Genomic DNA, 22,388 nt, shown 5'->3' on the forward strand with positions numbered 1-22,388 from the left:
AGTTTATCCATTGGGTGTCGTCGTATCCTTCGAGGAACGGGAATCGGGCCAGAGCGGCATCGAGCCGCTGGTGGCGCTGACGCGCGAGGACATGGAGCGCGTCAACGCCATGATCCTGTCGCGCACCGGCTCGGATGTGACGATGATCCCCGAGGTCGCGAACCACCTGATCTCCTCGGGCGGCAAGCGGCTGCGGCCGATGCTGACGCTCGCCATGGCCAGCCTCTGCGGCTACGAGGGCGAGGGCCATGTCAAGCTCGCGGCCTCGGTCGAGTTCATGCACACCGCCACGCTGCTGCATGACGACGTCGTCGACGAGAGCGACATGCGCCGCGGCAAGCTCGCCGCCCGCATGCTCTGGGGCAACGAGGCGAGCGTGCTGGTCGGCGACTTCCTGCTCGGCCAGGCCTTCAGGATGATGGTCGAGGTCGGCTCGCTGCGCGCGCTCGACATCCTCTCGACGGCGGCGGCCGTGATCGCCGAGGGCGAGGTGCTGCAGCTCTCCGTCGCCAAGAACACCGAGACGACCGAGGACGAATACCTCTCCGTGATCCGCGGCAAGACGGCCGAGCTCTTCGCCGCCGCCTGCGAGGTCGGGCCGGTGATCGCCGGCTCGTCCAAGGCCAACGACGCCGCCTGCCGCAGCTACGGCCTCAATCTCGGCATCGCCTTCCAGCTCATCGACGACGCGCTCGACTATGGCGGCGTCGCCGCCAAGCTCGGCAAGAACACCGGCGACGATTTCCGCGAGGGCAAGATCACCCTGCCGGTCGTCCTCTCCTTCCGCCGCGGCACGGACGAGGAGCGCGCCTTCTGGAAGCGCACCTTGCAGGACGGCGAGATCCGGGACGGCGACCTGGAGCAGGCGCGGGCGCTGATGCGCAGCCACAGGGCGCTGGAGGACACGATCGAGCGCGCGCGCCACTACGCCAAGATGGCGAAGGATGCGCTCGGCCTCTTCCCCGCCTCGCCGATGAAGCAGGCGCTCAACGACGCCGTCGACTTCTGCGTGGCACGGGCTCACTGAGGTGCGCAGATGGTCAGCGCAGCAACGTCGCCCTGATCCACCAGCCGGGCCGCTCCCTCGCCAGGGCCTTCGCCGCTGCTGCGCTCGCCGCGCAATCGTCGAACAGGGCGAAACAGGTCGCGCCCGAGCCTGACATCCGGGCGAGCCGGCTGCCCGGGAGCGCCGCCAGCCGCTCCAGAACCTCGCCGATCTCCGGCGCGATCCGCTGCGCCGGCGCGGCGAGATCGTTGCCGGAGCGGGCCAGCGCCGCGTGCAGCTCGGCCGCCCCGGCGGGCGGCGCGGATGCAGCGCAGCGCGCGGGCGCGCAGGTCTCGCCCGCGGCCAGCCCCAGCGCGCCGAAGACGCCGACCGTCCCGACCGGAACGCCCGGATTGGCCAGCACCGCGAACAGGCCGGGCAGCCGCAGGACGGGGCCGAGCCGCTCGCCGATGCCGGCCATCAGCCGCGCGCGCGATTCGAGGCAGACCGGGACGTCGGCGCCGACGCGCGCCGCGGCCGCTCGCAAGCGCCGGTCCGACAGGGGGACGCCGTTCAGCCGCGCGAGCAGGCGCAGCGCCGCGGCGGCATCGGCCGAGCCCCCGCCGATGCCGGAGGCGACGGGAAGCCGCTTGACCAGCCGGAAGGCGCCCATGGAAGCGCCGGGAAAGGCCTCCCTGAAGGCACGCGCCGCCCGCAGCACGAGATTGCCGTCATCGGCCGCCAGCCCCGCGGCCCGCGGCCCGGCGATGGCGAGGGAGGACGGGACATGCGGCGTGAGGCTCAGCTCGTCGCCGACCCCGGCGAAGGCCACCAGGCTCTCCAGCTCGTGATAGCCGTCCGGGCGCCGGCCGAGCACGCGCAGGTCGAGATTGACCTTGGCGCGGGCCCGCGTCCGCAGGGGCAATACCCCGGCGGCAGCCACGGCCGCCGGCGGCGCCCTGCTGTCGCGTGCCGGTTCCATCGCGGGGCGGGCGTCAGCCGCCGTCCTTCTTCTCGGCCGGCGCCTGCTCGCCGGCATTGGCCGAAGGCGGCTCGTCCAGCCCGCGCTCGATCTTGCGCAGGATGTTGGGCAGGTCCTCGGGCTCCGGCTTGAGGTCGCGGGCGTGGTTCCACTGGAACTTCGCCTCGAGCTTGCGGCCGGTCTTCCAGTAGACGTCGCCGAGATGGTCGTTGATGACCGGATCGGAGGGGCGCAGTTCCATGGCGCGCTCGATCTCGCGCGAGGCGTCCTCGTAGCGGCCGAGGCGGTAATAGGCCCAGCCGAGCGAATCGATGATGTAGCCGTCGCGCGGGCGCAGCTCGACCGCCCGCCGCAGCATGTCGAGCGCCTCGTCGAGCTTCATGTGCTTGTCGACCAGAGAATAGCCGAGATAGTTCAGCACCAGCGCCCGCTCGCGGCCGAGCGGGTCGGGCAGCAGCTCCAGCGCCTTGCGCAGATCGGCCTCGGCCTCGGGCCAGCGGTTGATGCGCTCGCGGGCGATGCCGCGGAAATAGAACAGGTCCCAGTTGGCGCGGCCGGGCGAGGCGATCTTGTCGATCGCCTTGTCGTAGGTCGCGGCGGCTTCGGCGAACTGCTTGCGCGAGCGATAGATGTTGCCGAGCGCGGCGAGCGCGTCGACGTCGTCGGGCCGCTCGGCGATGACGCTCTCGAGATGCTTCACCGCCTCGTCGTGCTTGCCGAGATTTTCCAGCGCGAGCCCGGCCTGGATCTCCGCATTCGGGCGCAACGGCGAAGCCAGCGGCATCTTGTCGTAGACGGCGACGGCGTCCTCGGGCTGGCGCGAGCGCTCGAGGATGTCGCCCAGCGTCAGGATGGCGAGGTCGTGGCTGGGGTCGAGATAGATCGCCATGCGCAGATAGAGCAGCGCGGCGGCCTCATCGCCCTGGCGGTTGCCGGCGCTGGCGAGCCCGTAGAGCACCTCGGCCGCCCCCTGCTGCGCCGTCGCGATCTGGCGCGGCGGGGCCTCCTTCTTGCCGACGAGCGCCATGCCCTCGCGGATGATCGGGTGGTTCGGCAACAGGCGGTCGAAATCGGCATAGGTCGCGGCGGCGCCGTCGAAATCGCCGCTGCGGGCCTGGAAGCGCGCCCAGAGGTCGACCAGCCTGAGCGTGGTCTTCTCGGCGTCATAGGCGCTCTTCAGCCGCTTCGACGCCTCGTTGCGGCGCCCGGCCGCGTCGAGGATCAGGCCGGCGTGATAGTCGCGGAAGAGATTGTAGGAGGGCTCGCCCTTGAGCCGCTCCAGCATCTCGATGGCGCGGCGGGAATTGCCGGAGCCGAGATAGGACCAGGCCGAGAGCAGCGTCGCGGTGATGTCGGCGGCGCGGCCGCGCCCGCCGCGCTGCAGGTGGTTGCGCGCGGTCTGGTAGCTCTTCTGCTTGATCGCCCGGATGCCGATGACGAGCTGCGCCAGGCCGTTGCCGGGGTCGACGCGGATCAGCCGGTCGGCGGCGCGGAAGGCGTCCGGCATCGAGCCGTCGGCCAGGAAGGCGACGAAGGCGCGCTCGAGCAGCTCGTTGTTCCGCGGATCCTCCTTGATCGCCTCGCGCAGATAGACGGAGGCCGCGCCGAGATCGCGCGAGGCGCCGGCGACGATCGCCGCCAGATAGTTGCCTTCGAGCGTATCGGCCGGCTCGAGCAATTCGGAGGCCCTGGGCGTCGCGCCCTGCGCCGCGGCGGCGACGGGCAGCACCAGGACCAGAGACAACGCGGCAGCCGTACCGGAGGCACGCAGCTTCTTCAAAAATGTCACGACTGCCATACTCCCTCGGTCCGCCGCCCGACTCGAAAAATTCCACGCAGGATTCTCACGAAAAACCGGTTCCCACTTTTTCGTATCCTGCTCTGGTGCCGGGGCGTTCTTCCAGCGGACCGTGATCGCTCGCGTAGGCGGTCAAGATGGCCGTTTCCGGGCGAGCCGGCAAGCCGGCCCCCATGCGAATGCGGCGCTTTCGTAGCGGCCGCGCAACACTCGACGAAAACCGATCGCCCCTGCGATACCGCAAAGAAATAACCGTCATCAGCCAAGGATATCGCCTCTATACTCTTTGGGCTCGCAGGTCATGCAAGCTTCTTTTCTGGGATTATTGCAATGAAAAAGATTGTCCTGAGCTTTGCCGCAGTCGCTCTTCTCGCCGGCTTCGCCGCCGGCTGCGCCAAGGAGGAGCCGAAGCCGACGGCTCCGATCGTGCGCAAGGGCTGACCGGCCTGACGAAAAGCAAGGGGCGCGCCTTGCGGCGCGCCCTTTTCCGTTCGTTCTCCGGAGCTTGCGGGGAATCACCGCGCCTTCCCCGTTCCGACCCGGAATCCACGCCGGAGCCTTTACGGGCGGGATCTGGGCCGATCACATATTCGCGTAGCCGGGTCCGCCGCCGCCCTCCGGCACCGTCCAGGTGATGTTCTGGGCCGGGTCCTTGATGTCGCAGGTCTTGCAGTGGACGCAGTTCTGCGCGTTGATCACGAAGCGGGGATTGGTCTTCGCCTCGGCGTTCTCGTAGACGACCTCATAGACGCCGGCCGGGCAGTAGAGCCGCGCCGGCTCGCCATAGAGCGGCAGGTTCTGCGTGATCGGGACCGACGGGTCGGTCAGCTTCAGATGCGCCGGCTGGTCCTCCTCGTGATTGGTCGAGGAGAGGAAGACCGAGGACAGCTTGTCGAAGGAGAGCTTGCCGTCCGGCTTCGGATAGACGATCGGCTTGACCTCATCGATCTTCTTCAGCGTCGCATAATCGGGCTTGCCGTGCTTCAGCGTGCCGAAGGGCGACCAGCCGAAGAGCTGGTTCAGCCACATGTCGACGCCGCCGAGCCCGATGCCGATGAGCGTGCCGAACTTCGACCAGAGCGGCTTGACGTTGCGCACCGGCTTCAGGTCCTTGCCGATCGGGCCGTCGCGCCACTCGTTCTCGATCTCGACGACCTCGTCGTGCCGGCGGCCCGCCTGCAAGGCCGGCACCAGCTTCTCGGCCGCCAGCATGCCGGAGAGGATGGCGTTGTGGCTGCCCTTGATGCGCGGCACGTTGACGAAGCCGGCGGCGCAGCCGATCAGCGCCCCGCCCGGGAAGGTCAGCTTCGGCACCGACTGGAAGCCGCCCTCGGTGATCGCGCGCGAGCCATAGGCGATGCGCTTGGCGCCCTCGAAGGTGTCGCGGATCAGCGGATGGGTCTTGAAGCGCTGGAACTCGTCGAAGGGCGAGAGCGTCGGATTCTGGTAATTCAGGTGAACGACGAAGCCGACGGACACGAGGTTGTCGTCGAAATGATAGAGGAAGGAGCCGCCGCCGGTGCCGTTGTCGAGCGGCCAGCCGAAGGAATGCTGGACGCGGCCCTTGTGGAACTTCTCCGGCTTGACCTGCCAGAGCTCCTTCAGGCCGATGCCGTATTTCTGCGGCTCGCGCCCCTCGTCGAGAGCGAATTTCCGGATCGCGATCTTGGAGAGCGAGCCGCGCGCGCCCTCGCCCAGCAGCGTGTAGCGGCCGCGCAGCTCCATGCCGCGGGTGAAGCGGTCCGTGACCGTGCCGTCCCTGGCGATACCCATGTCGCCGGTGGCGATGCCGGCGACCGAGCCGTCCTCGTTGAAGAGCAGTTCGGCGGCGGCGAAGCCGGGATAGATCTCGACGCCGAGCGCCTCGGCCCGCGCGCCCAGGAACTTCGCCACCAGCCCGAGCGAGCCGACGAAATTGCCGTGGTTGTTCATCAGCGACGGCATCCCGAAATTCGGCAGGCGGATGCCGTTGGGCTCGGTCAGGAAATAGAAGACGTCTTCCTCGACCGCGGTGGTCAGCGGACGCTCGGGATCCTCGCGCCAGTCCGGCACCAGCCGGTCGAGGCCGATCGGGTCGATCACGGCGCCGGAGAGGATATGCGCGCCGACCTCGGCGCCCTTCTCCACGACGACGACGGAGATGGTCTCGTCGAGCTGCTTCAGCCGGATCGCGGCGGCGAGCCCTGCGGGGCCGGCGCCGACGATCACGACGTCGTAGTCCATGCTCTCGCGCGGTTCGCTCTGCGCTTCCTTCAGGTCCATCCCATCCTCCGCAGGCGAAACCGCCTCGCCAATTGTTTATATATAAACTATCTCGCCGATCCGCTCAACGATCGGTCGCGGCCAGTCTGGAAACCCTCTATCCAAGCCTCCGGTTCGTTTTGCAACCGCGAAGGCTCGCGAAGCGGCTCTAGCAGGTATAGGATCAGGCTATGAGCCTGTCCGATCCAGCCCCTCCCGACGAGGCCAGCCCTTACGAACTCCTGAGCTGGTACGCCGAGATGGGCGTCACCGAGGCGCTCGACGACGAGGCGCACGACCATTTCGCCGCGCCGGCGCAGCGTGCGGCGCCGGCGCGCGCGCCCGGCCAGCCGCTCCGCCTGGCCGCCAGCCGCCCGAACGCGGCGGCCGCCACCGCGCCGGACGACGCCACCCAGAGCGCCCGCGCGCTGGCGCGCGAGGCGGGCACGCTCGAGGAGCTCAGGGAGGCGCTGGCGAAATTCGAGGGCTGCGCCCTCAAGGCGACCGCCAAGAACCTGGTTTTCTCCGACGGCAACCCCGAAGGCCGCGTGATGATCGTCGGCGAAGCGCCAGGCGCCGACGAGGACCGGATCGGCCTGCCCTTCGTCGGCCGCTCCGGCCAGCTCCTCGACCGCATGCTGGCGGCGATCGGGCTGTCGCGGAAGGAGGACGTCTACATCGCCAACCTGCTGCCCTGGCGCCCGCCGGGCAACCGCACGCCGACGCCGCAGGAGGTGGCGATCTGCCTGCCCTTCATCCAGCGCCAGATCGAGCTCGCAGACCCCGACATCCTGGTCTGCATCGGCGCGCCCTCGGCCCAGGGCCTGCTCGGCTTCAAGGGCATCATGGCCTCGCGCGGCAAATGGGTGGAGTACGACACCGGCACCCGGCGCATCCGCGCGATCGCGACGCTGCACCCGGCCTATCTGCTGCGCCGGCCGCTCGACAAGCGCCTGAGCTGGCGCGACCTGCGCGCGCTCAGGGCGGCGCTGGAAGGCCCGGCTCAAGCGTCCTGAGCCGTCATTGTCGTTGCGAGGAGCGCGGAGGCCGAACCGGCGCAGTCGGCCTGCGTTCAGGCGCCGCCGGCAAAGACGACTTGAAGCCGTCGCCTCTTGAGTTCATCGGCACAGTTGGCGAAATTGCGGGAAGCTACGTCGGGGACCTGTCCATGCAGTGGGAAGATTACCGCCAGTCCGACAATCTCGAGGACCGGCGGGGAAGCGGCGGCGGCTTCGCCGGCATGCCCGGCGGAAGGGGCGGCCTCGGCCTCGGCACGATCGTCGTGCTCGGCCTGCTCGGCTGGGCGCTCGGCATCGACCCGCGCCTGCTGATCGGCGGCGCCGAGATGATCGGCGGCATCGGCGGGCGCGAGCAGACGCCGCAGACGCGCCAGTCCTCCGGGCCGCCGCAGGACCAGATGGGCCGCTTCGTCTCGGCCGTGCTGGCGCAGAACGAGGACGTCTGGACCAAGGTGCTGCCGCAGCAGGCCAACACCCGCTACCAGGCGCCGCAGCTCGTGCTGTTCTCCGGCATCAACCGCTCCGGCTGCGGCGTGGCGCAGGCGGCGATGGGGCCGTTCTACTGCCCGAACGACCGCAAGGTCTATCTCGACACCTCCTTCTTCCAGGAGATGCAGCGCAAGCTCGGCGGCGGCGGCGACTTCGCCTATGCCTATGTCATCGCCCACGAGGTCGGGCACCATGTCCAGAACCTGATCGGCATCCTGCCGAAGGCCAACCAGATCCGCGAGCGCTCCTCCGAGCGCGATGCGAACGCGATCTCGGTCAGGATCGAATTGCAGGCGGACTGCTTCGCCGGCGTCTGGGCCCACAACATCCAGGCGATGGGCCGGCTCGACCAGGGCGATATCGAGGAGGCGATCCGCACCGCCTCGGCCATCGGCGACGACAAGCTGCAGAAGGCGGCGCAGGGCGTCGTCGTGCCGGATTCCTTCACCCACGGCTCCTCGGCGCAGCGGACGAAGTGGTTCAACACCGGCTTCCAGTCGGGCTCGATGCAGAGCTGCGACACGTTCCGGAATCAGGTCTGACGGGAGGCCGTCCCCCTGCCGGCATGCGGGGATTTCGCAGAGCTCGTCGAACCGCCCCGCCCTCAGCGGCGACCGATGAGGGCGCTCTCCGTTTCGATTCCCTTCCCGCCCCGTCGGCCCTGCCGGCGGGGCGCTTCCTTGCCGACGACCGGTCAGTCCGGCAGCCGCCCCGTGAGGCGGAAGAACAGGTTGGACGTCACTTGCACGTCCGGCCGGGAGAGGTGGCTTTCGAGCGCCGCGAGATCCCGCTTCAGATCGTCCCGCGCGACGAAGCCACCTTCGACCAACTTGCCGCGGCTGTTGGCGATCAGGCTTCGCGGAAAGCCGCGGCGCTCGTGCCCGGCCGGAAAGACATGGATGATGGCGTCGACCCGGATGTCGGTCACGCCCGCATCCCGGAACAGCCGGTGGATGCGCCGCCCGACCGACAGGTCGATGCCCTGCGCTCGCGCATGCGCCGTATAGGCTTCGAGAAGGCGGCTCCAGGCCGGCAAGGGCGGATCGAAACAATGCGGCACGTAATCGGCCTCGAAGCTCGCGACCCAGCCGCCCGGCCGCACCAGCGAGACGGCCTCGCGCACCACCCGCTCGGGCTCGGGAACATTGACCAGCAGCAGCCGCATATGGGCACCGTCGAAGCTCCGCTTCGGCAGGCCGGTGTCATAGGCGTCGCCCTCGCGAACCTCGACCTGGGTCAGGCCACGCTCGGCGACGAAGCGGCGCGCCAGCGCGACGAATTCATGGCCCCGATCGAGGCCGAGCACCGAACCGCCGGGGCCGACGCGCTCGGCCAGAAGATGCAGGACTCCGCCGGGCCCGCAGCCGAGATCGACGACCCGTTCGCCGGGCCTGATGCCGAGCCGGTCGAGCTGCTCCTGCGAATCGGGCGCGAGCGTCGTGATCTGGCGCTTGAGCCGCTCGACCTCGGCCTCGGTCCGGCCGAGCAGATAGCTGTCGGAATCCGTCATGCCGCCTCCCAGCGATGTGTCCGTCGCGGGTTTTGTGAGGCATGATCGTGTCGAAGCCATGGAAGGGCCGAAGCCCGGCGGCGCGCCCTACCGCCCCGCTCTCTCCCGCTCCGCCGACAACCGTCGCGCCGTAGCCTCCAGCCGACCGGCGAGCACCGCGCTCCTGGGCAGGATCAGGCCCGCCCTGAGCTGCCGCGGAGCCCGGGCGATCGCGACCCGTTCGCGCAACGAGGCCGCAAGGCCGCCAAGCGGCAGCAGGGCCGGCCTGCAAGGCGCGAGCAGCAGATGGCGCTCGACCGCCGGGAGCCAGTCCGGCTGCGGCACGTCGCCGGCGTCGAGCAGAAGCAGCCGGTCGCCCCTCGCCCGTTCGGCCCCGCGCTGCCAGGCCTCGGCGGCGCCGGCGCGCAGATAGCAGGCCCCCGTCGCCTCGGCGATGCGCCGGAGGTCGTCCGCCCCCGCCGTGTCGACCACCACGGCATGGCCGAGAATCCCCTCCGCCACCGCCGGAATCAGCACGGCGAAGGTCGCGGCGAGGGCCGGCGCGTGGCCGGGCGCGCGGATCACGGCTGTGAGCATCCGCCATCTCTATGACGCGACGCAGCATGCCGCAATCCTGCCCTTGCCTTTTGTTCTCGTTATGTTCACATTCAGCTTCGGCGACCGGCAGCGATTCCCCGGCGCCCCGCAGGATGGGACACCATGCGCCAGGCCAGACCGACTTCCCGGCCGATGCCGACGGCCCAGCCGCTCAGGCGGCAGGACAGCGAGCCGATGTCGATCTCGGCGCGCGTCGCGCCGGCCGACCCGCTCGCCCATGCCGGTCATCGCATCGACCCCGAGCGGCGGCGCGGACGCGGCGCCACGATCAATCCGGGCGGGCGCTACGAGGCCGAGCAGCGGGTCGCCGAGGACGACGGCTGGGGCTCGCTCGGCGAGCTGCCCGCCTTCAAGACCGAGATCGCCTATGAGAAGGCGCGCAGCATCATCACGCGCAACGATTCGCCCGACATCTCCTTCGACCGCTCGATCAATCCCTATCGCGGCTGCGAGCATGGCTGCGTCTACTGCTTCGCCCGGCCGACCCACGCCTATCTCGGCCTCTCGCCCGGCATCGACTTCGAGAGCAAGCTGACGGCGAAGCCCGATGCCGCGCAACTGCTGGAGAAGGAGCTCTCCTCCCCCTCCTACCAGCCGCGCACCATCGCCATCGGCACCAACACCGATCCCTACCAGCCGATCGAGAAGAAGCTCAGGATCATGCGGCAGGTGCTGGAGGTGCTGGCCAGGTTCAACCACCCGGTCGGGATCGTGACGAAATCGGCGCTGGTGCAGCGCGACATCGACATCCTGGCGCCGATGGCCGCCAAGGGGCTGGTCAAGGTCGCGCTCTCGGTGACGACGCTCGACCCGAAGGTCGCGCGCGGCATGGAGCCGCGCGCCGCCTCGCCGCGCAAGCGTCTGGAGACGATCAGGGCGCTCGCCGAGGCCGGCATCCCCGTCTCGGTGCTGGTCGCGCCGATCATCCCGGCGATCAACGAGCACGAGATCGAGCGCATCCTCGACGCCGCCAAGGCCGCCGGCGCGCAGGAGGCCGGCTATGTGCTGCTGAGGCTGCCGCTGGAGGTGCGCGACATCGTGCAGGACTGGCTGCTGACGCATCACCCCGACAAGCTCCGCCACGTGATGTCGCTGATCCGCTCGACCCGCGGCGGCAAGGACTACGATTCGCAATGGGGCCAGCGCATGGTCGGCTCCGGCCCCTATGCCTGGATGGTCGGGCGGCGCTTCGAGATGGCGGCGGAGCGCATCGGCTTCAACACGACGCGCAAGCGGCTCAGGACCGACCTGTTCGTCAAGCCGGAAAAGGAGAAGGCGCAGTTGAGCCTGTTCTGACGGCGGTGCCTGTCCCGGAAGCCCGGCCGCCACAGGCTTGAGGAAGCGGAGGGCCGAAAGTCGGGCCCGAGCCGTAAGCGGCAGCGCTCCGGCATGGCCCCCGGATCGGCGCCGTTGAAGCCACTTGTCCAGGATGGCCCTGTCCGGGACGGCACCGACGGAGGACCAAACACAAGAGGACGGTATCGGTCTGGCCTGAAACGGCCCGTTGCTGCATAACCCCGCCATGCCTGCCGATTTCACCCGCGAGACTCACGCCATCGCCGGCGGCCTGTGGCCGCTCGCCGGCATCGACGAGGTCGGGCGCGGGCCGCTCGCCGGACCGGTCGTGGTGGCGGCGGTGATCCTCGATCCGGCGCGCGTGCCGGCCGGGCTCGACGATTCCAAGAAGCTGCCGGCGCCCATCCGCGAGGAATTGTTCGGCGAGATCATGGAGCGGGCGCTCGCCGTTTCCGTCGCCAGCGCCACCGCCAGCGAGATCGACACGGTCAATATCCGCCAGGCGACGCTGCTCGCCATGCGCCGGGCCGTCGCCGGGCTTCCGCTGCCGCCGCTGCATGTCCTCGTCGACGGCAACGATCCGCCGGTGCTCGCCTGCGGCTGCGAGGCGATCATCCAGGGCGACGGCCAGGTCGCCTCGATCGCGGCCGCCTCGATCGTCGCCAAGGTGACGCGGGACCGGATGATGGCGCGGCTGTGCCGGCATTACCCGGCCTATGGCTTCTCCGACCATGCCGGCTATGCCACGCCCCGTCACCGCCGCGCCATCGCCGAGCACGGCCCCTGCCCCGAGCACCGCTATTCCTTCGCGCCGGTGAAGGGCGTCTGGTTCCGGTAGGGCAGGATTCGCCGGCAGCCCATCCCGCGCGAGGCACGCCCGGTCCCGGCCCTCATCGGCGGAGGCGGGCCGGCCCCCCCGGCGGCATGCGGTCGAGGCGGCCTGCGCCCCTCTCCGGCAACGCTCGCGGGCATCGGGCCGGGCGGCGTCCGGGCTTGCCGCCGGCACCTCCGGCCTGCCCCAAGGGAAGCCCCGCGCGTTAACGCGCGTTTACGAATTTCCCTTTTCTGCCAATGAGCTAGGCAAAAGTTGCAGCCCCAGAATGGGACGCATTTTTTTCAAACCGGAAACCCAGCCTTTACCCTGACTCGCCAGTATCGCCCCCGTTGAAGTTGCGTAACGGTCTTGGCGTCATGGGTATCTCGCGTACCGGGACCGCCAGCGCTCCCGTCCGGATTCAGGTTTCGCGTACCGGACGGCCCGCGCTGGGGGCTCGGATGAAGGCCAAGGGCCTTCCCAATCACAGCTTTCCCGATCAGATCGGCGTTCCGCGTGAACTGCCGCTCGATCAGGTCCTGGTCGGCGACTGCGTCGCTGCGATGAACGCGCTGCCGCCGGCCAGCGTCGACCTCGTCTTCGCCGATCCGCCCTATAATCTCCAGCTCGGCGGCGATCTGCGCCGACCCGACGACAGCCTCGTCGACGCCGTCGACGACGATTGGGACAAGTTCGCCTCCTTCGCCGAATACGACGCCTTCACGCGGGCCTGGCTCCAGGCGGCGCGGCGGGTGCTGAAGCCCGACGGCGCGCTGTGGGTGATCGGCAGCTATCACAACATCTTCCGCGTCGGCGCGATCCTGCAGGATCTCGGCTTCTGGATGCTGAACGACATCGTCTGGCGCAAGGCCAATCCGATGCCGAATTTCCGCGGCCGGCGCTTCACCAACGCGCATGAGACGCTGATCTGGGCGGCGCGCGGCGAGCAGTCGAAATACACCTTCCATTACGAGGCGCTGAAGGGCGGCAACGACGACCTGCAGATGCGCTCGGACTGGTATCTGCCGCTCTGCACCGGCGAGGAACGCCTGAAGGGCGCCGACGGCGCCAAGGTGCACCCGACGCAGAAGCCGGAGGCGCTGCTCGCCCGCGTGCTGCTGTCGGCCTCGAACCCGGGCGACGTGGTGCTCGACCCCTTCTTCGGGACGGGCACGACGGGCGCCGTCGCCAAGGCGCTCGGCCGGCGCTTCATCGGCCTCGAGCGCGAAACCGTCTATGCCGAGGCGGCGCGCGCGCGCATCGCGGCGGTGCAGCCGCTTTCGCCGGAGGCCTTCGCCGCGGCGCCGTCGAAGCGCACCGAGCCGCGCATCCCCTTCCTCAGCCTGGTCGAATCCGGGTTGGTCAAGGCCGGCGAGACCGTGATAGACGAGAAGCGCCGCCACAAGGCCGTGGTCCGCGCCGACGGCACGCTGATGCTGGGCCCGGCGATCGGCTCGATCCACAAGGTCGGCGCGCTGGCGCAGGGCCTGCCCGCCTGCAATGGCTGGACCTTCTGGCATGTCGAGCGCGAGGACAAGCTCGTCTCGATCGACGTGTTCCGCAGCGCCGCCCGCAGCGAGCTCGCTAAGGCGGGCTGACGGCTATCGCCTCTCCGGGCGGGCAAGGCCCGCCCGCTCGACCACCTTGAGCATCACGCTGGGCAGGGGCTCGCCGGCGAGCGCCGCCAGCGGCGTGAAGCGCATCCCCGCCGGCGCCGCGACGCCTTGCGGCACCCCGGCGGTGAAGACCGTCAGCTCCAGCGGGAAATGCGTGAAGACGTGGCGCACCGGCTCCGGCAGCCGGCTCCAGCGCATCGGCAGCGGCGCGTCCTGGGCCGCGCCGTCGAGCTCGTAATCGGCGCGCCATTCGCTGGTCGGCACCTCGGCCATGCCGCCAAGCAGCCCCTTTGCCGGGCGCGTGCGCAGCAGGATCGCGCCATCGGCCCGGGTCAGCACGAAGGCGGCGCCGTAGCGGGTGACGCCGGCCTTCTTCGCCGCCTTGCGCGGAAAGCTCTCCTGCACGCCCTCGGCCCGCGCCCGGCAGGGCTCGCGCCAGGGGCAGATCCCGCAGGCGGGATTGCGCGGCGTGCAGATGGTGGCGCCGAGATCCATCAGGGCCTGGGCGAAGTCGCCCGGCCGGTCATGCGGCAGCAATGCCAGCACCCGTTCCCGGATCAGGGGCCTTGCGCCCGGCAGTTCCTCCGCGATGGCGAAGAGCCGCGTCATGACGCGCTCGACATTGCCGTCCACCGCGGCCGCCGGCCGGTCGAAGGCGATGGCGGCGACGGCGCCGGCCGTATAGGCGCCGATGCCGGGCAAGGCGCGCAGGGCCTCCTCGGTGTCGGGGAAGCGGCCGGCATGGTTCGCCATCACGGCCCGCGCGCAGGCATGGAGGTTGCGGGCGCGGGAGTAATAGCCGAGCCCCGCCCAGGCCTGCATGACCTCCTCGGACGGCGCCTCGGCCAGCGCCCTCACCGTCGGGAAGCGGGCCATGAAGCGCTCGTAATAGGGCTTCACCGCCGCGACCGTGGTCTGCTGGAGCATGATCTCCGAGGCCCAGACGCGATAGGGGTCGGGCCGCTCGCCGGCACCGGCGCGCCATGGCAGGGCGCGCCGGTGCCGGTCGTACCAGGCGAGAAGGTCGGAGGCGCGGGCCTGTGACGTCATTCCGCCGGTGTATCGCAGTGCGCGATCGCCGCAAACGTCTCGATGCAGCGCTTGCGGCGATCGCGCCCGATGCCCACAATGCGGCCATGTCCGCCAAGCCTCTCGCAGAGCTGATCGACGACTGCATCGCCCCTGCGCTCGCCGCGCAGGGTTTCGCGGGGCGCGCCATCGTCTCGCTCTGGCCGGAGATCGTCGGCGAAAGGCTGGCAGCGCGCTCGCGCCCGCTCAGGATCGACTGGCCGAAGCGACGGCCCGGCCCCGGCGAGGCGGCCCAGCCGGCGACGATGGTGGTGCGCGTCGAAGGCGCCTTCGCGCTGGAGATGCAGCAGCTCGGCCCGCTGGTGGTCGAGCGCGTCAACACCCATCTCGGCTGGCGCGCCGTCGGCAAGCTCGTGCTGAAGCAGGGCCCGGTGGCGCCGCCCCCCGCCCCCGCCCGCCCGGCGCCCGCCCTGGAGGCAGCCGCCGCCGCGCGGATCGACGACCAGGTCTCGCCCATCGCCGATCCCGGCCTGCGCGAGGCCCTCGCCCGGCTCGGGCGCGCCGTGGCGCAAAGGCAGCGGCAGGCCGGCTCGGGCCGGGAATGACACGGCTTCGTGAGCAGGCACGCCCAGAGGCGGAAGCGCTCTTGCCACAATGCGCCGGCCTCTATAGCTCCCGATTTCGATCTTTGACCCTTCGAGGACCCCTGACGATGACGAACAGGCGACAGCTCCTGACCGGCGCAGCCGGGATCGCCGCCGCCGCGCTGGTCGGCACGCCCGCCGCGCGGGCCCAGACCAAGCTGCCCGATGCCGGCCCGCTCGGCGATGTCTGGCTCGGCCCGGCGGACGCCAAGGTCACCATCATCGAATACGCCTCGATGACCTGCTCGCACTGCGCCCATTTCCACGAGACGACCTGGCCGGAGCTGAAGAAGAAATACGTCGACACCGGCAAGGTCCGCTTCACGCTGCGCGAATTCCCGCTCGACCCGCTGGCGACGGCGGGCTTCATGCTCGCCCGCTGCAACGGCAACGACAAATACTACCCGATGACCGACCTGCTGTTCTCCCAGCAGAAGAACTGGGCCTTCGTCGACAAGCCGGTCGACGCGCTGTCCGCGCTGGTGAAGCAGGCCGGCTTCAGCCAGGAATCCTTCGAGGCCTGCTTGAAAAGGCAGGACATCTATGACGCCATTACCCAGGTGAAGGACGCCGGCGCCAAGGCCGGCATCGATTCCACCCCGACCTTCTTCGTCAACGGGCAGAGAGTCTCCGGTGCGGTCTCGATCGCCGAGTTCGACAAGGTGCTGGAGCCGCTGCTCGCGCAGTGAGCGGCACACACCGGCGCACGCCCGGAAAATCCGACCCGGCCCGGCCCGCGTTGCGAGGAGCCGCGCAGCGGCGCCTCGACGGATGAGAGCCGGGCGATTTCGGGGCGCCGGGATGCAACCATGCATCTGACGCGCCTCAAGCTCACCGGCTTCAAGACCTTCGTCGAGCCGACGGAGTTCCCGATCGAGCCCGGCCTCACCGGCATCGTCGGGCCGAACGGCTGCGGCAAGTCGAACCTCGTCGAAGCCCTGCGCTGGGTGATGGGCGAAAGCTCGTTCAAGAACATGCGCGGCGCCGGGATGGACGACGTCATCTTCGGCGGCTCGAACGAGCGCCCGGCCCGCAACATGGCCGAGGTCGCGCTGACCCTCGACAACAGCGACCGCAAGGCGCCGGCCGCCTTCAACGAGGCCGACATTCTCGAGGTCACCCGCAGGATCGAGCGCGAGGAGGGCTCGACCTACCGCATCAACGGCAAGGAGGTGCGGGCCAAGGACGTGCAGCTCCTCTTCGCCGATGCGGCGACCGGCGCGCGCTCGCCCGCGCTCGTCCGGCAGGGGCAGATCAGCGAGATCATCTCGGCCAAGCCGCAGTCGCGCCGGCGCATCCTCGAGGACGCCGCCGGCATCGCCGGCCTGCACAGCCGCCGGCACGAGGCCGAATTGCGGCTGAAGGGCGCCGAGGAGAACCTGACCCGGCTCGAAGACGTGCTCGGCGAGATCGACGGACAGATCGAGGGCCTGCAGCGGCAGGCCCGGCAAGCCGGGCGCTATCGCAGCCTCGCCGCCGATATCCGCCGGGCCGAGGCAATGCTGGCGCTGATCGCGCTGCACGCGGCGCGCGCACAGCAGGCGCAGGCCGAGCGCGTGCTGGAGGAGGCGGTGCGCGCCGTCGCGGAGCAGACCGGCATCCAGGCGGAAGCGGCGAAAAGACAGGCCATCGCCGCCCATGGCATGCCGGCCCTGCGCGAGGGCGAGGCGAAGGCCGCCGCCGCGCTGGTCCGGCTGAAGCGCGGGCTCGACGAGCTGGAAGCCGAGAATCGCCGCGCCAGGCAGCGGGCCGAGGAGCTCGGCAAGCGGCTGGCGGAATTGCAGACCGATCTGGCGCGACAGGAGAGCATCGGCCGGGACGCGGCCGAAAGCCTGGCGCGGCTCGCCGAGGAAGACGCCACGCTGGCCCGCGAGAGCGAGGGCGCAGACGGCGCCACGACCGCCGCCTCGGCGGCGCTGGCGGAGGCCGAACAGGCGCTGGCCGCCGCCGAGGCCGAGCAGAATGCGGCGCAGGCCGCGCTGTCCGATCTCGCCGCCCGCCGCGGCGCGCTGGAGGGGGCGCTGCGCGAGACGCGCGAGCGCGAGGCCCGCGCCCAGGCCGAGCGCGACAGGCTCCGCCGCGACCAGGCGGCGCTGGAGAGCGCCAGCACCGGCGCGCCCCTGGACGGCTTGCGCGCAGCGCTCGCCCGGGCCGAGGCGGCGATGCGGGAGGCGGATGCGCAGGCGGCCGCGTCGCGCGCGGCGCTCGCCGGCCTGCGCGAGCGCGAGACCCAGCTTCGCGCGCCGCTCGCCGAAGCCGACCGCAGGGCACAGCGCCTCGACACCGAGATCGGCACGCTGCGCAAGCTGCTGGCTCCGGCATCGGGAGATCGCTGGCCGGCGATCCTCGCCGCGATCAAGGTGGCGAAGGGCTTCGAGGTCGCGCTGGGCGCGGCGCTCGGCGACGATCTCGACGCCTCCGCCGATCCATCGGCTCCGGTGCATTGGCGCGAAACCGGGCCCGGCAGCGGCGATCCCGCCCTGCCGGCCGGGGCCGAGGCGCTGGCGCGCCATGTCGAAGCTCCGGCCGTGCTCCGGCGCCGCCTCGCCCAGATCGGCGTGGTGGCCCGCGCCGAGGGCGAGCGATTGCGCGCCCTGCTCGCCCCGGGGCAGATCCTGGTCTCGCGCGAGGGCGATATCTGGCGCTGGGACGGCTTCACCAGCGCGGCCGATGCGCCCTCCCCCGCGGCGCGTCGGCTGGCCGAGACGAATCGGCTCGACGACCTCCAGCGCGAGGCCGCCGCCGCCCGCGCGGCGGCCGAGGCGGCCCGCAAGGCCCTGGAGGCGGCGACGGCGGCGACGCGCGAGGCGGCCCAGGCGGAAGCCGCCGCGATCGAGGCCGCGCGGCAGGCCAGGCGGCAATTCGACCAGGGCCGCGACCAGCTCGCCGCGGCCGAGCGCAAGGCGGCCGAGACGGCGGCGCGGCTTTCGGGCCTGACGGAGGCGATCAGCCGTCTCGGCCAGAACGCGGCGGAAGCCGGCGCGCAAGCCGCCGAGCAGGCCGGGGCGCTTGCCGCCCTGCCCGCTTCCGCCGCGCTCGAAACCGGCCTGCTGAAGGCGCGCGCCCTCCTGGGGGAGCGACGGGCGGCCGCCTCCGACGCGCGTGCGGCGCTCCAGACGCTGGCGCGGGAAGCCGAGCTGCGGACCCGGCGCCGCGCCGCCATCGCCGAGGACATCGCCGCCTGGCGCAAGCGTGCCGATGCGAGCAGCCAGAGCGCCGCGGAGAGCCGGCTGCGCATCGCGGCCGCGACCGACGAGCGCAAGCTCCTGCTGGAAGCGCCCGATACCTTTCTCTCGGAAAGGCGGCGCCTCGTCGCCGAGATCGAGCAGGCCGAGGCCGCGCGCCGCGAGGCCGCCGACAGGCTGGCCGCGGGCGAGGCGGCCCTCGCGGAAACCGACCGGCAGGCGCGCATCGCGCTCGAAGGTCTCTCCGGCGCGCGCGAACAGCGCGCCTCGGCCGAGGCGCGGCGCGATGCGGCGCGCCAGCGCGTCGGCGACATCGCCCGCCAGATCGAGGACGGGCTGGAAACCGGGCTCGACGGGCTGCAGGCCATCGCCGGACACAGGACCGGCGATCCCCTGCCCGAGGCGGAAGCGGTCGAGCGGCGCCTCGGCAACCTCAAGGGCGAGCGCGAACGGCTCGGCGCGGTCAATCTGCGGGCCGAGGACGAGTTGACCGAGGTGAAAGGCAAGCGCGAGGGGCTGTCGAGCGAGCGCGACGACCTGACCGAGGCGATCCGGCGGCTCAGGCAGGCGATCGGGGCGCTCAACCGCGAGGGGCGCGAGCGCCTGGCCGCCGCCTTCGAGATCGTCAACGGCCATTTCCAGCAGCTTTTCGGCGTGCTGTTCGGCGGCGGCGAAGCGGAGTTGAAGCTGGTGGATTCGGAGGATCCGCTCGAGGCCGGGCTCGAGATCTTCGCCCGGCCGCCCGGCAAGAAGCCGCAGGTGATGACGCTGCTCTCCGGCGGCGAGCAGGCGCTGACCGCGACGGCGCTGATCTTCGCCGTCTTCCTGACCAATCCCTCGCCGATCTGCGTGCTCGACGAGGTCGACGCCCCGCTCGACGACGCCAATGTCGAGCGCTACTGCGACCTGCTGGTGGAGATGGCGCGCAACACCCGGACGCGCTTCATCCTGATCACCCACAACCCGATCACCATGGCGCGGATGGAGCGCCTGTTCGGCGTCACCATGGCCGAGCGCGGGGTGAGCCAGATGGTTTCCGTCGACCTGGCGACGGCCGAACGCATCCGCGAGGCCGGATAGAGCGTACCGATGTGACCGGGAACCATCCCGGCATTGCGCAGCCGCGCCATCCGGAAGGATCGGGCGCTCCGGCCGGCCTTCCGGGATCGCTTTCCCGGCTTCCTTCTCCGGCAATGGCGGCGCGACAACGCGCCCCCGGCGCGCGGCGGATGCGTTGCAGCACGGCCCCGCCCCGCTGAAAAAATGCCACATTCCGTCCCGCAATGCGGCAAGATTGTCGCACTTTGCCAGAATTTATAGATATTCCAATGCGTTAGACATTATCCACCTGCCTTGACAGCGCGGGGGGCTGCCAATAAAGGAGGCCGTGCTGACGACGGCTCGATGCGCGGGTTTGGTCGTGGTTATAGTGGTTTTTCGCCGGATCGCGGCGCTTTCGCGATCGAGACGGAGCCAAGGCCATGACCGAACCCGACCCAAACGCCTCAGACTCGGAGTTGCGCGCAAGACTGGGTTCCCTGAAGTCCGCGATCAAACGGGCGGAAGAGAACGAAAAGCCGGGCGCGGGTCCGGCTGGAGAGGACAAGGCCCTCGCGGGCGCGATGTCCTCAGGCTTTCGCGCCGCGACGGATCTCGCAGGCGGCATCATCGCGGGCGCCCTGATCGGGTACCTCGGCGACCGGTGGCTGGGAACGTCCCCGTTCCTGCTGATCGCCTTCCTGGCGATCGGAACCATCGCGGGCTTCAAATCCGTCTATCGGCTCGGTTCGCGCCCGACCTCCGGGTCGATGCGGGACCCGAAGAGAGATTGACCGAAGGGGCGGCTCGCAAAGCCGCGCGAAGAGGGACGAGACCATGGCGGCTGGCGGCGGAATCGATCCGATCCACCAATTCCACATCGCTCCGATCGTGGAGCTGAAGCCGTTCGGCCTCGACCTCTCCTTCACCAACACCTCGCTGTGGATGGTGATCGTGCTCGCCGTCGTCTCGGCAATCATGATCTACGGCTCGAGCCAGCGTTCGGTCGTTCCCGGCCGGCTGCAGTCGCTCGCCGAGATGACCTATGAATTCGTCGCCTCGACGATGACCGGCGTGATGGGCAAGGAAGGGCTGAAATTCTTCCCCTTCGTGTTCTCGCTGTTCATGTTCGTGCTGGCCTCGAACCTGCTCGGCCTGCTGCCCGGCTCCTTCACCGTCACCAGCCAGATCATCGTCACCGCGGCGCTGGCCGTGCTGGTGATGAGCATCGTGCTGATCTACGGCATCGCCAAGCACGGCAGCCATTTCTTCGGCCTGTTCGTGCCGTCGGGCGTGCCCGGCTGGCTGCTGCCCTTCATGATCCTGATCGAGGCCGTCTCCTTCCTGTCGCGCCCGGTCTCGCTCTCGCTGCGTCTCTTCGGCAACATGCTCGCCGGCCATATCGCGCTCAAGGTCTTCGGCGGCTTCGTCGTCGTGCTGCTCGGCTCCGGCGCCGTGCTGAACTATGCGATCGCGCCGCTGCCGCTGCTGCTGGCCGTCGCGCTGACGGCGCTCGAGGTCCTCGTCGCCGTGCTGCAGGCCTATGTCTTCGCGATCCTGACCTGCGTCTATCTCAACGACGCGCTGCACCCCGGCCACTGAGGCCGGGCCAGCGCCCGGACGAGTTCAACCCGCCCTTTAGCCTTCCCACTGGAGAAACATCATGGATCCTGTTGCAGCCAAGTTCATCGGCGCCGGCCTCGCCTCGCTCGGCATGGGCCTCGCCGCCATCGGCGTCGGCACCATCTTCGGCAACTTCCTCTCGGGCGCCCTGCGCAACCCCTCGGCCGCCGACGGCCAGTTCCCGCGCGCCTTCATCGGCGCGGCGCTCGCCGAAGGTCTGGGCATCTTCGCCTTCGTCGTCGCGCTCGTGCTGCTCTTCGTGGTCTGACCCTTCCGTCGACCGCTTTCGCGTCGCGCGTCCCGGCCGCCCGGCCACACGCGCGACGGTTCCCTTTTCTCTGCGCTGAAAGGCACGCTATGCCGGTTCGATCTTCAGGGTTCGTGCGACAAGGATGGCCGCTGGCCGCCGTCTCGTTCGCCACTCTGGCGGCGGGAGCGGCGCAGGCTGCCGAGCATGGCCTGAGCGGCGAGAAGGCCTCCTTCCCGCCCTTCGACCCAGCTCACTTCGCCAGCAACCTGTTCTGGCTCGCCGTCACCTTCGCGGTGCTCTACTGGCTGATGTCGAAGATCGCGCTGCCGCGCATCGGCGAGATCCTGGAAGAGCGCGCCGGCACCATCGGCCGCGACCTCGACCAGGCCGCCGCGATGCAGGCCAAGGCCGAAGAGATGGCGCAGGCCTATGAGAAGGCCCTCGCCGAGGCCCGCAGCAACGCCCAGGGCATCGCCCAGGCGGCGCGCGAGACCGGCGCCAAGGAAAGCGATGCCAAGCGCCACGCGACCGAGGCCGAGCTCGCCGCCAAGCTGGCCCAGGCCGAGGCGACCATCGCCAAGACCAAGACCGCGGCGATGAGCAATGTCCGCGGCCTCGGCAGCGACGTCGCGGTCGCGATCGTCACCAAGCTGACCGGCCAGGCCCCCACCGCCGCCGAGGCGACGGAAGCGGTCGACCAGGCCCTGGCCCGCGGCTGAGGAGAGTTCTGATGGATACTTTCTGGGTTGGCGTCGCACTCGTCATCTTCCTCGCGATCCTGGTCAAGTTCGGCGTGCCGAAGCTGATCGTGAAGGGCCTGGACGCACGCGGCGAGAAGGTGGCTCAGGAGCTGGCGGAGGCCCGCCGCCTGCGCCAGGAGGCCGAAAAGCTGCTGGCCGAGTACGATTCCAAGCGCAAGGCCGCCGAGGCCGAGGCCGCCGAGATCGTCTCCTCCGCCAATGAGGAGGCCAAGCGCCTCGCGGCGGAAGCCGAGGCCAAGCTCGCCGACTTCGTCGCCCGCCGCACCAAGGCGGCCGAGGAGAAGATCGCCCAGGCCGAGAGCCAGGCCGAGGCCGAGGTCCGCGCCGCCGCCGCCGAGGCCGCCACCAAGGCTGCCGAGAGCATCCTGCGCGGCCAGATGGCGGGGAAGGCCGGCGACGCCGCCTTCGCCTCCGGGCTCGACGAGGTCAAGGCCAAGCTCAACTGAGCCTCCGGCCGACCGGCATGAGATGAAGACGCCGCGCTCCCCGGAGCGCGGCGTTTCTTGTTTTC

General features: G+C 70.3%; 19 protein-coding genes and 1 pseudogene. 14 read left to right on the forward strand and 6 right to left on the reverse strand.

Annotation, left to right across the window (positions count from 1 at the left end; genetic code table 11):
* The first annotated feature begins 10 nt into the window (after window positions 1-10).
* Window positions 11-1,027, forward strand: a complete 1,017-nt coding sequence (locus ACWH43_RS17175; protein WP_158445409.1) for a polyprenyl synthetase family protein — start codon at window positions 11-13, stop codon at window positions 1,025-1,027.
* Between the two features lie 13 nt (window positions 1,028-1,040).
* On the opposite strand, the gene ACWH43_RS17180 is transcribed toward ACWH43_RS17175, so the two are convergent.
* The 3 genes from ACWH43_RS17180 to ACWH43_RS17190 all read right to left on the reverse strand — a co-directional run bounded on the left by ACWH43_RS17180 (window position 1,041) and on the right by ACWH43_RS17190 (window position 6,027).
* Window positions 1,041-1,928, reverse strand: coding sequence for a 4-(cytidine 5'-diphospho)-2-C-methyl-D-erythritol kinase (locus ACWH43_RS17180; protein ID WP_260348141.1), 888 nt, complete (start codon window positions 1,926-1,928; stop codon window positions 1,041-1,043).
* A gap of 52 nt (window positions 1,929-1,980) precedes the next feature.
* Window positions 1,981-3,756, reverse strand: coding sequence for a tetratricopeptide repeat protein (locus tag ACWH43_RS17185; RefSeq protein ID WP_448153556.1), 1,776 nt, complete (start codon window positions 3,754-3,756; stop codon window positions 1,981-1,983).
* A 591-nt stretch (window positions 3,757-4,347) separates the two neighbouring features.
* Window positions 4,348-6,027 (reverse strand): electron transfer flavoprotein-ubiquinone oxidoreductase, encoded by a 1,680-nt coding sequence (locus ACWH43_RS17190; RefSeq protein WP_260348139.1) that lies wholly within the window; start codon window positions 6,025-6,027, stop codon window positions 4,348-4,350.
* 170 nt (window positions 6,028-6,197) lie between these two features.
* Here ACWH43_RS17190 and ACWH43_RS17195 point away from each other — a divergent pair, with 170 nt between their 5' ends.
* The gene (locus ACWH43_RS17195) at window positions 6,198-7,022 is read left to right on the forward strand and encodes a uracil-DNA glycosylase (RefSeq protein ID WP_158445406.1); all 825 of its coding nucleotides are present in this window, start codon (window positions 6,198-6,200) and stop codon (window positions 7,020-7,022) included.
* A 152-nt stretch (window positions 7,023-7,174) separates the two neighbouring features.
* Window positions 7,175-8,056 carry a KPN_02809 family neutral zinc metallopeptidase gene (ypfJ, locus tag ACWH43_RS17200; RefSeq protein ID WP_158445405.1) on the forward strand — a complete coding sequence of 294 codons (882 nt, stop codon included), beginning with the start codon at window positions 7,175-7,177 and terminating at the stop codon, window positions 8,054-8,056.
* Window positions 8,057-8,208: 152 nt separating this feature from the next.
* Here the strand turns inward: ypfJ and ACWH43_RS17205 are convergent, their stop codons facing one another.
* Window positions 8,209-9,024: a methyltransferase domain-containing protein gene (locus tag ACWH43_RS17205; RefSeq protein WP_158445404.1), complete on the reverse strand. Its 816-nt coding sequence runs from the start codon at window positions 9,022-9,024 to the stop codon at window positions 8,209-8,211.
* Window positions 9,025-9,111: 87 nt separating this feature from the next.
* Window positions 9,112-9,600: a glycosyltransferase family A protein gene (locus ACWH43_RS17210; protein ID WP_158448341.1), complete on the reverse strand. Its 489-nt coding sequence runs from the start codon at window positions 9,598-9,600 to the stop codon at window positions 9,112-9,114.
* Between the two features lie 195 nt (window positions 9,601-9,795).
* Here ACWH43_RS17210 and ACWH43_RS17215 point away from each other — a divergent pair, with 195 nt between their 5' ends.
* The 3 genes from ACWH43_RS17215 to ACWH43_RS17225 all read left to right on the forward strand — a co-directional run bounded on the left by ACWH43_RS17215 (window position 9,796) and on the right by ACWH43_RS17225 (window position 13,329).
* A complete protein-coding gene (locus tag ACWH43_RS17215; RefSeq protein WP_158447069.1) occupies window positions 9,796-10,917 on the forward strand; it encodes a PA0069 family radical SAM protein in 1,122 nt (373 codons plus the stop codon).
* A 226-nt stretch (window positions 10,918-11,143) separates the two neighbouring features.
* A complete protein-coding gene (locus ACWH43_RS17220) occupies window positions 11,144-11,755 on the forward strand; it encodes a ribonuclease HII (protein ID WP_158447066.1) in 612 nt (203 codons plus the stop codon).
* Window positions 11,756-12,108: 353 nt separating this feature from the next.
* Entirely contained in the window at window positions 12,109-13,329 is a 1,221-nt protein-coding gene (locus ACWH43_RS17225; protein WP_158447067.1) for a site-specific DNA-methyltransferase, read from the forward strand.
* A 30-nt stretch (window positions 13,330-13,359) separates the two neighbouring features.
* Here ACWH43_RS17225 and mutY read toward each other — a convergent pair.
* A pseudogene (gene mutY, locus ACWH43_RS17230) lies at window positions 13,360-14,397 on the reverse strand (A/G-specific adenine glycosylase); the annotation flags it as partial.
* Between the two features lie 86 nt (window positions 14,398-14,483).
* Here mutY and ACWH43_RS17235 point away from each other — a divergent pair.
* The 8 genes from ACWH43_RS17235 to ACWH43_RS17270 all read left to right on the forward strand — a co-directional run bounded on the left by ACWH43_RS17235 (window position 14,484) and on the right by ACWH43_RS17270 (window position 22,323).
* Window positions 14,484-14,981 (forward strand): DUF721 domain-containing protein, encoded by a 498-nt coding sequence (locus ACWH43_RS17235; protein WP_260348137.1) that lies wholly within the window; start codon window positions 14,484-14,486, stop codon window positions 14,979-14,981.
* Between the two features lie 107 nt (window positions 14,982-15,088).
* Window positions 15,089-15,709, forward strand: coding sequence for a DsbA family protein (locus ACWH43_RS17240; RefSeq protein ID WP_158446434.1), 621 nt, complete (start codon window positions 15,089-15,091; stop codon window positions 15,707-15,709).
* A 120-nt stretch (window positions 15,710-15,829) separates the two neighbouring features.
* Window positions 15,830-19,285: a chromosome segregation SMC family protein gene (locus ACWH43_RS17245; protein WP_158448214.1), complete on the forward strand. Its 3,456-nt coding sequence runs from the start codon at window positions 15,830-15,832 to the stop codon at window positions 19,283-19,285.
* A gap of 401 nt (window positions 19,286-19,686) precedes the next feature.
* On the forward strand, window positions 19,687-20,037 hold the full coding sequence (locus ACWH43_RS17250) for an AtpZ/AtpI family protein (protein WP_158443796.1): 351 nt from the start codon (window positions 19,687-19,689) through the stop codon (window positions 20,035-20,037).
* Window positions 20,038-20,080: 43 nt separating this feature from the next.
* Window positions 20,081-20,845: a F0F1 ATP synthase subunit A gene (locus ACWH43_RS17255; protein WP_260348135.1), complete on the forward strand. Its 765-nt coding sequence runs from the start codon at window positions 20,081-20,083 to the stop codon at window positions 20,843-20,845.
* Between the two features lie 61 nt (window positions 20,846-20,906).
* The gene (locus ACWH43_RS17260; RefSeq protein WP_038360954.1) at window positions 20,907-21,134 is read left to right on the forward strand and encodes a F0F1 ATP synthase subunit C; all 228 of its coding nucleotides are present in this window, start codon (window positions 20,907-20,909) and stop codon (window positions 21,132-21,134) included.
* 113 nt (window positions 21,135-21,247) lie between these two features.
* Window positions 21,248-21,835, forward strand: a complete 588-nt coding sequence (locus ACWH43_RS17265) for a F0F1 ATP synthase subunit B family protein (RefSeq protein WP_260348131.1) — start codon at window positions 21,248-21,250, stop codon at window positions 21,833-21,835.
* Between the two features lie 11 nt (window positions 21,836-21,846).
* A complete protein-coding gene (locus ACWH43_RS17270; protein ID WP_158443799.1) occupies window positions 21,847-22,323 on the forward strand; it encodes a F0F1 ATP synthase subunit B family protein in 477 nt (158 codons plus the stop codon).
* The last annotated feature ends 65 nt before the right edge of the window (window positions 22,324-22,388 follow it).

Source organism: Allobosea minatitlanensis (genome assembly GCF_964020775.1).